The organism is Chryseobacterium sp. (genome assembly GCF_022869225.1).
Classification (GTDB): domain Bacteria; phylum Bacteroidota; class Bacteroidia; order Flavobacteriales; family Weeksellaceae; genus Chryseobacterium.
The window spans coordinates 1,340,838-1,353,187 of sequence record NZ_JALIHL010000001.1 but is presented as its reverse complement, the minus strand read 5'-3'; the positions used below and the strand labels follow the sequence as shown (position 1 = coordinate 1,353,187).

The window sequence follows — 12,350 nt, the reverse complement described above, 5'->3', positions numbered from 1 at the left end:
ATTAGATGATTTTTGTCATCTTTTTAAATCACTGATAGATGGATTATTTCTATGAGTGTGGTAGATGGGGAATCAGGCGTTTTTTATGAATATATTTGTTAAAATTTTAAATTATGCAATTGGTAAAAGCAGGGCTTTGTGCCTTTGGGATGAGTGGAAAAGTATTTCATGCACCCTTTTTAAAGGAACATCCGGGGTTTTTCATTTCTGCGATAGTAGAAAGGACTAAAGAAGAATCCAAAGAGAAGTATCCTGAAGCAACAATCTATCGTTCTGTGGAAGATATGCTTCAACATGCAGACATCGAACTGGTTGTGATCAATACGCCTGTTCAGACGCATTATGAATATGCAAGAATGGCTTTGGAAGCCGGAAAAAATATTATCGTTGAAAAACCTTTTACGGTGAATGTTTCCGAAGCGGAAGAGCTGGTAAAACTTGCAGAAGAAAAAGGTCTGTTCCTGAGTGTTTATCAGAACAGAAGATTTGACCGTGATTTTCTACAGGTTCAAAAGATTGTAAACAGCGGGCCATTAGGGAATATAAAAGAGGCTGAAATCCGTTTTGACAGATTCCGTACGGCACCAAGCGGAAAACAGCATAAGGAAAGCCCGGATCAGGCAGGTTCCGGTTCTCTTCACGATCTTGGCGCACATCTTGTGGATCAGGCAGTGCAATATTTTGGATATCCTGAAAAACTTTTCGCAGATGTATTCTCTATGAAAGGCCCGGAGTTCGCGAACGATTATTTCGAAATTCTCCTATTCTACAAAAATAATCTGAGGGTAAGGCTTAAATCATCTGTTTTCAGTAAAGAAGGGCATTATGCCTATACTATTCATGGTGATAAAGGAAGTTTCTTACAGGAAAGAACCGATAATCAAGAGAACGAGCTCGTTGCCGGAGCAATTCCTGTGTATGGTAAGGAATGGACCCAGCCCTTAAATGGGACCGACGGAATTTTAAACTTTTTAAATGATCAGTCCGAAACGGAAAGAGTTCTGACCTCAAGCGAAGCCGGAAATTATATGGACTATTATCAGCAGATCTATGAACACATCGTTTTTGGATATGCTTTACCATCTCCCGGAAGAGAAGTTATTCAGAATATGAAAATCATTGATGCTTCCTTGGAAAGTGCAAGAGAAGAAAGAATAATTGGATTATAATTTATAAATGATGAGTTATGAATGAATTCAATGTTCAAGGTTAATGGTAATTGGAAATAGAAATTTTCTACTCTTTTATACCCAAACCCTCCGACACTCAAACTCTCTGACCTAATTCATAACTCATCATTCTTCATTATTTAAAGGATTTCCTGAAGCTCCAGCCATCTCATCTCATGGTTTTCCAGTTTTTCCGAAACGGTTTCCAGTTCTGAGGAGAGTTTGGCTATTTTTTCATAATCTGCTTCGTTGTTCAGCTGGTCAAGAATCCGGGCACGCTGCTCTTCCAGTTCCGGCATTTCTTTTTCGATAGTTTCCAGTTCTCTTTGTTCCCTGAACGTTAATTTTCGTTTAGAACCTGAGGATTGAATGTTTTCAGCTGCAGGAACGACTTCTTTGGCAGGTTCAGGCTTTGCAGCAGTATTTTTTTCCAAAGCATCCTCACGGTTTTTGGCTTCACGGTATTCTGAAAAGTTTCCTACGAAATCTCTTATTTTTCCATCTCCTTCAAATGCCAGAACGTGATCTACAATCCTGTCCATAAAATACCTGTCGTGAGAAACGATAATCAGAGATCCCTGGAACTGCTGAAGGAAGTTTTCAAGAACCGTTAAAGTAGGAAGGTCCAGATCATTCGTAGGTTCGTCAAAAATTAAGAAATTAGGATTCTGATAAAGAATGTACATCAGGTGAAGTCTTCTTTTTTCACCTCCTGAGAGTTTAGAAATAGGAGAGTACTGGGTTTGATCGTCAAATAAGAATAACCTTAAGAACTGTGATGCAGAAAGGCTTCTTCCATTGGCTAATGGATAAAACTCTGCAATTTCCTTAATGAAATCAATGACACGCTCATCTTCTTTATAGGTAAGTCCTTTCTGAGCAAAATATCCGAAAGAAATGGTTTCACCTGTTTCAATCTCACCTTTGTCAGCTTTTTCCAATCCCTGGATAATATTCAGCAGGGTAGATTTTCCCGCGCCGTTTTTCCCGATGATTCCCACTTTCTCACCGCGTTGAAACTGGTAGCTGAAGTCTTTTAAAAGGACTTTATTCCCAAAGCTTTTATCAATATGCTTAAGTTCAAGAATTTTATTACCGAGACGTTTCATTTCAAAATCCAGTTCCAATCCTTCTTTTCTGGTATCGGTTTTGGCAACTTTTTCTGTTTCGTAGAACGCATCGATTCTGCTTTTGGATTTGGTTGTTCTGGCTTTAGGCTGTCTTCGCATCCATTCCAGTTCCTTTCTGTAAAGGTTATTGGCTTTATCGATTGTCGCATTGAGATTTTCCTCACGGATCATTTTGTTTTCAAGATAAGTGGCATACGAACCGTTGTGAACATACAGATTTTTATCCTCCATTTCCCAGATGATATCACAGACGCTGTCCAGGAAATATCGGTCGTGGGTAACAAGAAGTAAAGTTATTTTAGCTTTGTTGAGATAATTCTCAAGCCATTCTACCATATCTACATCAAGGTGGTTGGTAGGTTCATCCATGATCAGTAAAGTATGCCTGTGCTCCGCTCTGGTTTCAGTCAAAAGCTTTGCCAATGCAACACGTTTGATCTGCCCTCCGGAAAGCGTTCCCATTTTTGCTTCCAGATCTCTAATCTTAAGCTGGGAAAGAATCTGCTTCATTTCGTTTTCAAGATCCCATGCTTTGTGGGCTTCCATATCTGCCAATGCTTTTTCAATAAACACAGTATCTGTGGAATGAAGAGACAGATGATAATTTTTAAGGGCTAAAATAGGTTCAGAATCCAAGGTCATCATAAACTCTTCGATGCTGAGATTAGGATCATAGTCGATTTCCTGATCAAATAAAACAACCTGTATGTCTTTATTAATGATGGTAGTCCCGCTGTCTGCAATTTCTTTGCCCATTAATATTTTTAGCAGTGTAGATTTGCCACTTCCGTTTTTGGCTACAATAGCAATTTTATCGCCTTCATTGATGTGAAAAGAAATGTTTTCAAACAAAACTTTGATCCCGTAGGATTTGGTAAGGTTTTCAGCAGAAACGTAATTCATTGGAATTAATGATTGATTTTGAATTGAACGCAAAAGTACGAAAATGTAACCAGAAAAATTTCCGGAACAGCTTTTATAAAAATGGATATTGATAATTTTTTAATAGACTGTGTCCATCGCCTGAAAAAACTATTCAGTAATTTTGATAAGATTAAATTAATAATGTAAAAATCTGATTTGAATGAAAAAAGTAATTGTCGATATGGACGGGGTAATGGCGGATGTATATCATCAGCTGATACAGTTTGAGAAAAGAGATACCGGAAGAGAGGTTGAAATCAGTCATCTGACAGGGAAATCAGAAACAGATGCTTTTCCCAATGGGAAAAAACATGTACATGAACCAGGGTTTTTCAGAACCTTACCTCTGATAAAAGGAAGCCGTGAGGCATTGGAATATCTTAATAATAAATATGAGCTGTATATCGTATCCGCAGGAATGGAATTTCCTAACAGTTTAAGAGAAAAATATGACTGGCTGGAAGAACATTTTCCATTTATCAGCTGGGAACAGATCGTTCTTTGCGGAAGTAAAAGAGTCGTGTCCGGTGATGTGATGATTGATGACTATCCTAAAAATTTGGACCATTTTTCAGGAGAAAGATTGATCTTTACCCAACCTCATAATGAACTGGTAGAAAATGATACTTACAAGAGAGTAAATTCATGGGAAGACATCATGAATATTTTGTAGAAATACGGCAATCTTTAAATAATTTTAGAATAATAGCCTTTATTTACTGATCATTTAAAATAATTTTAACTAAAGGAAGATTAAATTTAATAGAGCGTTATGAATGTTGGCCGCTGTAAATAGATAAGTTTGCACCAAACTTTTAACATGAATAAACGTAATACCTTATTTATTCTTCTTAGTGCTGCTTCCTTTAATGCACAGGTTATTTCAGGAACCATTATTTCCAAAAATGAAAATCAACCCATTTCTTATGTGAAGATTGGGGTGGAAAAGAAAACAAACGGAACAATCTCTGACGAAAAAGGACATTTTTCAATAGATCTTTCCGACCTGGATCCGCAGCAAAAAGTAAAAATAGAAGTACCGGGATATGAACTGTATCAGGAAACGGTACAGGATTTTAAAAAGCATGATTTGCAAAAGATATTTTTAACAGAGAAAATTAAAAATATTAAAGAAATTGCTATTAAACCAAAGAAACTTGTAGATAAGAATTGGGGCGTACATACAAAGACAAAAAACGTTATGTATTTCGTCAATCCTGCACTCAGCAAAGATGATTTTTTAGGAGAAACGGCTTTGGATTTTAATGCGAAAAAAAGATCCAAGATCAAAAATATCAACCTGAATATTGCTCGGTATGTCTCCAATCAGCCGGTCGTGATGCGGTACAGTATTTACAGCGAAAAAGATGGTTTCCCGGATAAAAATATTCTAGATGAAGAAATCACCGTTGAACTTACCGAAAATATGATCAAAGACGGAACTTATACCTTGGATGTGAATGACCGTAACATTTGGGTTCAGGGGAAGTTCTTTGTAGGGATCCAGTTTTTGAAAGAATTTGACGGAAGCATTAAAATAAGCGCGGCACTGTTCAAGACAGGATTTATAAGAAAATTTTATGGGGACTGGAAAAAAATGACCATCGCCGCGCCTGCTATAAATATCGATGTGAAAATGGATAAAAACGGAAAAGATACAAAGGAAGATGAAGGTGGCTACGCAGATGATGCTGATCAAGGATGGATTTCTGACAATTCAAAAAATATACAGGAAGCAGACCAATCCATATACGGTAAAAATGAATCTGCAGGAAACTATCTGAAATTGAAGGATACTCATCTGTATTATGAAATCTATGGCGAAGGGGAACCGCTGGTATTGCTTCATGGTAATTCAGGAAGTATAAAAGATTATTATCAGCAGATCCCGGTTCTATCCAAGCAATACAAGGTAATTGTAATGGATACAAGAGGACAGGGCAAAAGTAGGGATACTTCAAAAAAGGACTTTACCTATAAATTGTTTGCAGATGATGTCAAGGAGCTTGCAGACCATCTGAAACTTGACAAAATTAATATCGCAGGTTGGAGTGACGGAGGAAATACGGGACTTGAATTTGCATTGAAATACCCGGAAAATCTTAATAAACTGATAACAATCGGTGCCAATGCTTTTCCTGAAGGGGTGGAAGAACAACTTATTGAACGGTTTACCAATCAAATGACGCAACTGAATCAAATAGGCATTTCTGAAACATTGAATGAGCGCAGACTTTTAAAAATCATGCTTACAGAACCCAACATCAGTAAGGCAGATTTAAATAAAATAAACAGTCCGGTATTGATTATTGCGGGAGATAAAGACGTTATTAAGCAAGATCACACTGAATTTATAGCAAAACAAATTCCTAATGCAGAATTGAAAATCTATAAGGATGCTACCCATATGATTCCTTTTGAAAAACCAGATGAATTAAATGCAGATATTTTAACCTTTCTGAAGAAATAATTCCTGACAGGAAGTGAGAAGATGGAGGCTGGATGTACTATGGGATATTTATAATCGTTTTTGATAAGAATCTTTAAAGCAGAACAGAAGGTCACGAGCAGGCTTTATAAAGCGTAAGTTATTCTTTTGGAATCCGTAAATTTCCATCTTCCCACTTCTATCTTCGTTTCTTCCCCATCAATCCAAAGTCAGTCTTTTTAAAGACCAGGAATTTCCATTGTAAATATTAAGATCTACTTTGGTATTGATGCCATGAACAATGCCGTTTTCTGTGAACTGCCAAAAGTCCCACTGGTCATCAGGAGAAGGAGTGGGCACATCATTGTAATTGGCCAGCCATAGGGGATATCCGTCAAATTCACCTTTCAGGAAATCTTTATAATAATGATAATAGGAGTAGATAATAGGCTTTTCACCGTATGTTTCTTCAACAATTTTACACCAGACTTTCAGGTCTTCTATCAGTTTTTTGTTCGTTTTACGCTTTGGAATTTTTTCAATATCCAAAATAGGAGGGAGGTCTCCGCTTTCTAGCTTTACGTTGGCTAAAAAATTATTGGCCTGAATGATCGGATCTTCATCCGCTCTGTAAAAATGATAAGCACCGCGGGTCAGGTTGTGTTTTTTTGCCTTTTCCCAGAATTCATCAAAATGTTTATCTCCATTTCTGTTTCCCATGGTGGCTCTCATCACCACAAACTCCAGCCGGATCGTTTTATTTCCGATACTGAGACTGTCCCATTTTATATCCTCCTTATTCTGATAGTGGGAAATATCAAAACCATATGTTTTGTCGAGGTTGCTGGTGAGGATTTTTTGGATTCTTAATGCCTCTTTTTCAGTATTGTGAAGTTTTTTATGAGTAAATTTATTGAAGTACAGAGCATAATAATAGCTGATAGACTGCTTGAGATAAAATCCGGTTCCTATTAAAGCAATAATTAAGATGGCCAATATCACCTTCCGGCGGAAAAAATAATGGTTCCGGCGGTTCTTATGAAGCTGTTTGGCAGTTTTTTTGGTGTACTTTTTTGGTGTCATAAAGTTTTGCAAAACTAACTTTTTTCACTACTAAATGCTAAATAAAATCAGTAAATTTGTTTATTATGGAAACACGCGAAAAAATCATCATTATAGGAGGAGGTTTTGCGGGGCTGCAGCTTGCAAAGACATTAAATAACAAGAATAAAAAAGTAATTGTTCTGGATCGGGTAAACCATCATATGTTTCAGCCGCTTTTTTATCAGGTAGCTTCCGGAAGGATAGAACCTTCCAATATCTCCTTTCCTTTCAGAAAGATTTTTCAGCAATCCAGAAATACTCAGTTCCGGATGACAGAGGTGAAAGAAATTGATCCTGTACACAACAAAGTCATTACTGACGAAGCTGATTTTACTTACGATAAATTGATCATTGCAACAGGCTGTAAAACTAATTTTTTCGGTAATAAAGATCTTGAAAGCAAAGCTTTTGGGATGAAGAATACCCAGGAGGCAATCGGTATCAGAAATCATGTTTTAATGACCTTTGAAAAACTGATCATTGAAAAAAGCAGAAGCGATGACGGAAACTGGAATATCGTTATCGTGGGAAGCGGGCCTACCGGTGTAGAACTGGCAGGAGCTTTTGCAGAAATGAAAAAAGAAATTCTTCCAAGGGATTATCCTTATATGAATTTTGACCAGTTGAAAATTATTCTGGTAAGTTCTACAGAAAAGCCGCTTGCGGTGATGAGCAGCGAAGCCCAGGAGAAATCCGAAAAATACCTTAAAGACCTTGGGGTAACCTTTATGAGTGGTGAAGTGGTTACAGAATATGATGGTGATAAGGTACACCTGAAAAGTGGAAAAGAAATTCCGTCCAATAATGTAATTTGGGCAGCAGGGGTTACAGGGAATGTCATAGATGGCTTCCCGGAGCAGACATTGGTAAGGAACAGATACATTGTAGACCGGTACAATAAAATCAAAGGTTATGATAATATTTATGCCATCGGGGATATAGCCTATATGGAAACTCCCAAATATCCTCAGGGACATCCGCAGGTAGCCAATGTAGCGATCCACCAGGCCAAAAATTTAGGAAAAAATCTTTTGAAGAAAAGCCCTGCCGAATGGAAAGAATATGAATATGATGACAAAGGTTCATTAGCCACTATAGGTAAACACAGAGCCGTTGTAGATCTGCCATTTATAAAATTTCAGGGATTTTTAGCCTGGTATTTCTGGATGTTTCTGCATTTAATGTTAATTTTGAGCGTTCGAAATAAGCTGGCCATATTCTTCAACTGGATGTGGAGCTATTTCAATAAAGATTCATCTTTAAGATTAATTATTATACCTACAAAGAAAAACGGAACATTACAATGAGAATTGATATAATAAGCGTACTTCCGGAACTGATGGAAAGTCCGTTTAAAACTTCTATTTTGAAGAGAGCGATGGATAAAGGACTGGCAGAAGTACATTTTCATCATTTGAGAGACTGGGCTGTCAATAAGCACAGGCAAATTGATGATGAGCCCTACGGAGGCGGAGCAGGAATGGTAATGATGGTGGAGCCGCTGGATAAATGTATTTCAGAACTTAAGTCTCAAAGAAACTATGATGAGGTGATTTACCTGACGCCCGATGGGATCACTTTAAATCAGAAGATTGCCAATTCCCTTTCCATAAAAGAAAATCTGATCTTTCTGTGCGGACATTATAAAGGGATAGACCAAAGGGTAAGAGACCTTCATATTACAAAGGAAATCTCAATAGGGGATTACGTTCTTACGGGAGGGGAGCTGGCGGCATGTGTTCTCGCTGATTCCATTATAAGATTGCTTCCCGGAGTTTTGAATGATGAACAAAGTGCCTTAACAGACAGTTTTCAGGATGATCTGCTCTCTCCGCCCATCTATACAAGACCCGAAAGTTATAAAGGATTAGAGGTTCCTAAGATTTTGCTGAGCGGAAATTTTGGCAAAATTGAAGAATGGCGCCATGATGAGGCCGTGAGAATTACTAAGGAAAAACGTCCCGATTTACTTTAAATAAATCCGCTGAAATGTACCTGGCCGGTACTAGTTTACTTAATTCCGTTTATCAAAATGATGAATGGAATAATTTTTGTATAAAATTTAAATTGCTAGAAAAATATTAATGTTTCTAATCTTAAATTGAAATTTTATTCCAATTATTTTGAATTTTATGTATTGTCTCAATTTTTATTAATGTACTAAATGTTGAAAATAATTGAAAATTTAATTTATTATAGTTGATTTTATTAGTATTTATTGTTATATTTGAAGAGTTTTTTATTGGAAATTGATTTAAATCATTTTGTAACGAATCAGTGATATTTAAAAAATAATAAATTTACATTTAGCAAAAAGAACATAATAATTAAAGTTATAGAAATTAGTGTTGATGGAATTGTTCTCTTTTTATAATGTTGAAAATTTATTTTTACCCGATCCGAAACCTGTCCATAAATTAGATCCTACCCGGTCAGGATTAAGGAATTGGGATGAAAAGAGATATAAAAACAAGATTTTTAAGATCTCACACGCATTTCAGCTGATGAAGGAGGAAAATGGTGTAATGCCATTTGTAATAGGACTTTCTGAAGTTTCCGGCAGGAAAGTTTTAGAAGACCTTGTTATGATGGAGCCTTTTAATTCTGAGTATGGAATTGTACATTACAATTCTATGGATGAAAGAAAGGTGGATGTAGCCATGTTATATGATAAAAATAAAGTGGAGGTTATCGATTCTGAAGCCATTACTTTCTTTTTTGAAATATCAAATAAAAACAAAGAAAATTACGACACAACCAGGGACGTACTTTTTTCTAAAATTAAATATAAAGGGGAAATTATTAATGTCTTTATCGCCCATCTTCCCTCCAAGCGAGAAAAAGATATCAATAAACCCAAAAGATCCTTTATATTAAATGAGATCCGGCAGCGGATCATGAAAATTGTAGCTGATGATAAGGAGCATGTTATATTGTGTGGTGATTTTAACGAAAACCCGGATGATGAAAATTTAGTAAAAATTCTCTACGACAATGATCATGAGAAGGTTTTGATGAACCCTTTTTATGAGTTGTTTTCCCTAAGAAATTATTCTACTTTTCATTACAAATCTGGATTGCTGTATGATCAGATCATCATGTCAAAATCATTTCTTGATGATAGAACATTAAGCTTTCAGGAGGCGAGTATATTTAACTCTGAAAAATTAAGCAGCAGAACCAGAACGTTTGAGGGCAGGCCCTTCCGAACTTATGCCGGCACGCGGTATTTAGGCGGATACAGCGATCATTTCCCGGTTTTTGTTAAGTTTAAGAACTTACCTTAAAAAAACATAAATAATAAAAAAGTAGAAAATGAAAAATTCGAGCAACACAAGTTATCATTTAGATTCGATCGACAAAGAGATTATTTACATGTTGATGGATAATGCTAAAACGTCCTTAGCACACATTTCAAAAAATGTTGGAATCTCTACAACAGCAGTACATCAAAGAATCAAAAAACTGGAGCACGCGGGAGTTATTGAAAACTCAATTTCATTCCTTAATCCTAAAAAAATCGGATATAAGGTGATCTCCTATATCGGGGTATTTTTGGACCAGCCAAGCCATTACCCGGAAGTAGTGAAGTCTTTGTATGATATTAATGAGGTGGTAGAAGCCCATTATACAACCGGAAATTATACAATTTTCTTAAAAGTCCTATGCAAAGACAATGATCATTTGATGCTGATTTTAAGCAAGCTTCAAAAGCTGAAAGGAGTGACAAGAACAGAAACATTTATATCTCTAGAACAAAGTATTAATAGACAATTGAAAGTATAACGATATGAACATAGCCCAATATTTGGATTCAACTTACTTAAAAACACCTGAACAATCAGGAATCTCAAATGAAGAAACCCTTCAGAAAGATAAAGAACTGGCTCAGGAAGCTATCGATAACGGTATTTTTGCTGTGATGATCCGTCCGGATTATGTATCAGAGATCAAAAAATATCTTCAGGAAAGAAATTCAAATGTTGCAGTGGGAACTGTAATCGGTTTTCATGAAGGAACGTATTCAGTGGATGATAAGCTTGCAGAAGCTTCAAAAGCAATTGAAGACGGCGCAGATGAACTTGATTTTGTTATTAATTACAATGCCTATCTTGAGGGAAATATAGAACTGGTAAAAAACGAATTTGTGAAAGGAACCCAGTTGGGGCTGGATCATCACAAAGTAGTTAAATGGATTATTGAAATTGCTGCTTTAACAGATGCACAGATCGCAGATCTTACCAGGAATATTTCTAACTGGGCTGAAGAACATTTCACAGAAAATGACTTCCCCCATATTTTTATAAAATCTTCAACCGGTTTCTATACTACAGCTGATGGAAGACCAAACGGAGCTACCTTCGAAGGAGTACATATTATGCTTGAGCACGCAGGAAGACTACCTGTGAAAGCAGCCGGAGGAGTAAGAACTCCGGAAGATGCTGAAAAAATGATCAATATGGGGGTGAAGAGAATTGGAACCTCTTCAGCATTGGCATTACTTAAAAATCAATCTACATCAGAAGGATATTAATTGATTCAAACAATCATAAAAAAACCATCAAATTCATTTGATGGTTTTTTGTTTTTTATACCTGTTCCTGATATTCTTCATAGAACTGTTGTGTTTCTTTGATTAAGCTGTCCATTTCCTCAAGTGTGAAAACTTCCAGGAATTTTTTTCTAAACTCTTTGAAATGGGGAACACCACGGAAATAGTTGCTGTAATGCTGTCTCATTTCGATCAATCCTAACCTTTCCCCTTTCCATTCCGCACTCCATTCTGCATGTTGGCGTACGGCTAATAATCGGTCAGCTACTGTTGGCGCAGGTAAATGCTCACCTGTTTTAAAGAAATGTTTAATCTCGTTAAATATCCAGGGATAACCAATGGCTGCACGTCCGATCATAATGCCGTCACAGGCATATTTTTGTTTATATTCCAATGCTTTTTCAGGAGAATCGATATCTCCGTTTCCAAAAATCGGAATTTCGATATTAGGATTTTGCTTGATTCTTGAAATATGCTCCCAGTCCGCTTCTCCTTTATACATTTGGGCACGGGTTCTGGCATGTATGGTAAGAGCTTTGATTCCTGTTTCCTGCAGACGTTCTGCTACTTCATCAATATTGATGCAGGTGCTGTCCCAGCCTAAACGGGTTTTAACCGTTACAGGCAAATGAGTAGACGTTACCACTGCTTTTGTAAGACGGACCATAAGATCAATATCTTTCAGAACCCCGGCGCCGGCGCCTTTGCAAACCACTTTTTTTACAGGACATCCAAAATTGATGTCCACTAAATCAGGATTTACCGTTTCTACAATTCTTGCAGACATAGCCATTGCCTCTTCATCCCCACCAAAGATCTGTATTCCGACTGGTCTTTCATAATCAAAGATATCCAGTTTCTTACGGCTTTTGATAGCATCACGAATTAAGCCTTCAGAAGAAATAAATTCCGAATACATCAGATCTGCACCATGCATTTTACACAAACGTCTGAACGGAGGATCACTAACGTCTTCCATCGGAGCCAGCAAAAGTGGAAATTCCGGCAGTTCTATATTGCCTATTTTTATCATGGTGCAAATT

11 protein-coding genes are annotated in these 12,350 nt (G+C 36.8%); 8 read left to right on the top strand and 3 right to left on the bottom strand.

Annotated features, from left to right (window positions below):
• Window positions 1-113: 113 nt before the first annotated feature.
• Window positions 114-1,169 (top strand): Gfo/Idh/MocA family oxidoreductase, encoded by a 1,056-nt coding sequence (locus MUW56_RS06335; RefSeq protein ID WP_292012401.1) that lies wholly within the window; start codon window positions 114-116, stop codon window positions 1,167-1,169.
• 140 nt (window positions 1,170-1,309) lie between these two features.
• On the opposite strand, the gene MUW56_RS06330 is transcribed toward MUW56_RS06335, so the two are convergent.
• Window positions 1,310-3,202 (bottom strand): ABC-F family ATP-binding cassette domain-containing protein, encoded by a 1,893-nt coding sequence (locus MUW56_RS06330; protein ID WP_292012400.1) that lies wholly within the window; start codon window positions 3,200-3,202, stop codon window positions 1,310-1,312.
• A 181-nt stretch (window positions 3,203-3,383) separates the two neighbouring features.
• On the opposite strand from MUW56_RS06330, the gene MUW56_RS06325 reads away from it, so the two are divergent.
• Together MUW56_RS06325 and MUW56_RS06320 are read left to right on the top strand one after the other, a co-directional pair.
• Entirely contained in the window at window positions 3,384-3,896 is a 513-nt protein-coding gene (locus MUW56_RS06325) for a 5'(3')-deoxyribonucleotidase (RefSeq protein WP_292012399.1), read from the top strand.
• 147 nt (window positions 3,897-4,043) lie between these two features.
• Entirely contained in the window at window positions 4,044-5,693 is a 1,650-nt protein-coding gene (locus MUW56_RS06320) for an alpha/beta fold hydrolase (RefSeq protein ID WP_292012398.1), read from the top strand.
• Between the two features lie 177 nt (window positions 5,694-5,870).
• On the opposite strand, the gene MUW56_RS06315 is transcribed toward MUW56_RS06320, so the two are convergent.
• Window positions 5,871-6,734, bottom strand: coding sequence for a GH25 family lysozyme (locus tag MUW56_RS06315; RefSeq protein ID WP_292012397.1), 864 nt, complete (start codon window positions 6,732-6,734; stop codon window positions 5,871-5,873).
• Between the two features lie 65 nt (window positions 6,735-6,799).
• On the opposite strand from MUW56_RS06315, the gene MUW56_RS06310 reads away from it, so the two are divergent.
• The 5 genes from MUW56_RS06310 to deoC all read left to right on the top strand — a co-directional run bounded on the left by MUW56_RS06310 (window position 6,800) and on the right by deoC (window position 11,289).
• The gene (locus tag MUW56_RS06310) at window positions 6,800-8,062 is read left to right on the top strand and encodes an NAD(P)/FAD-dependent oxidoreductase (RefSeq protein WP_292012396.1); all 1,263 of its coding nucleotides are present in this window, start codon (window positions 6,800-6,802) and stop codon (window positions 8,060-8,062) included.
• Complete coding sequence (gene trmD, locus MUW56_RS06305) at window positions 8,059-8,730, top strand: tRNA (guanosine(37)-N1)-methyltransferase TrmD (RefSeq protein ID WP_292012395.1); 672 nt, start codon at window positions 8,059-8,061, stop codon at window positions 8,728-8,730. The genes MUW56_RS06310 and trmD overlap by 4 nt, the downstream gene beginning before the upstream one ends.
• Window positions 8,731-9,106: 376 nt before the next feature.
• The gene (locus MUW56_RS06300; RefSeq protein ID WP_292012394.1) at window positions 9,107-10,042 is read left to right on the top strand and encodes an endonuclease; all 936 of its coding nucleotides are present in this window, start codon (window positions 9,107-9,109) and stop codon (window positions 10,040-10,042) included.
• A 28-nt stretch (window positions 10,043-10,070) separates the two neighbouring features.
• Window positions 10,071-10,541, top strand: coding sequence for an Lrp/AsnC ligand binding domain-containing protein (locus tag MUW56_RS06295; RefSeq protein ID WP_292012393.1), 471 nt, complete (start codon window positions 10,071-10,073; stop codon window positions 10,539-10,541).
• 4 nt (window positions 10,542-10,545) lie between these two features.
• Window positions 10,546-11,289 (top strand): deoxyribose-phosphate aldolase, encoded by a 744-nt coding sequence (gene deoC / locus MUW56_RS06290; RefSeq protein WP_292012392.1) that lies wholly within the window; start codon window positions 10,546-10,548, stop codon window positions 11,287-11,289.
• A gap of 55 nt (window positions 11,290-11,344) precedes the next feature.
• On the opposite strand, the gene dusB is transcribed toward deoC, so the two are convergent.
• Window positions 11,345-12,340, bottom strand: a complete 996-nt coding sequence (dusB, locus tag MUW56_RS06285) for a tRNA dihydrouridine synthase DusB (protein ID WP_292012391.1) — start codon at window positions 12,338-12,340, stop codon at window positions 11,345-11,347.
• Window positions 12,341-12,350 lie beyond the last annotated feature (10 nt).

Excerpts from the sequence above, each read along its gene's own strand:
- dusB (WP_292012391.1), bottom strand. The coding sequence starts at position 12,340 with ATGATAAAAATAGGCAATATAGAACTGCCGGAATTTCCACTTTTGCTG.
- MUW56_RS06310 (WP_292012396.1), top strand. The coding sequence starts at position 6,800 with ATGGAAACACGCGAAAAAATCATCATTATAGGAGGAGGTTTTGCGGGG.
- MUW56_RS06325 (WP_292012399.1), top strand. The coding sequence starts at position 3,384 with ATGAAAAAAGTAATTGTCGATATGGACGGGGTAATGGCGGATGTATAT.
- deoC (WP_292012392.1), top strand. The coding sequence starts at position 10,546 with ATGAACATAGCCCAATATTTGGATTCAACTTACTTAAAAACACCTGAA.
- MUW56_RS06315 (WP_292012397.1), bottom strand. The coding sequence starts at position 6,734 with ATGACACCAAAAAAGTACACCAAAAAAACTGCCAAACAGCTTCATAAG.
- MUW56_RS06335 (WP_292012401.1), top strand. The coding sequence starts at position 114 with ATGCAATTGGTAAAAGCAGGGCTTTGTGCCTTTGGGATGAGTGGAAAA.
- MUW56_RS06320 (WP_292012398.1), top strand. The coding sequence starts at position 4,044 with ATGAATAAACGTAATACCTTATTTATTCTTCTTAGTGCTGCTTCCTTT.
- MUW56_RS06295 (WP_292012393.1), top strand. The coding sequence starts at position 10,071 with ATGAAAAATTCGAGCAACACAAGTTATCATTTAGATTCGATCGACAAA.
- trmD (WP_292012395.1), top strand. The coding sequence starts at position 8,059 with ATGAGAATTGATATAATAAGCGTACTTCCGGAACTGATGGAAAGTCCG.
- MUW56_RS06330 (WP_292012400.1), bottom strand. The coding sequence starts at position 3,202 with ATGAATTACGTTTCTGCTGAAAACCTTACCAAATCCTACGGGATCAAA.
- MUW56_RS06300 (WP_292012394.1), top strand. The coding sequence starts at position 9,107 with ATGGAATTGTTCTCTTTTTATAATGTTGAAAATTTATTTTTACCCGAT.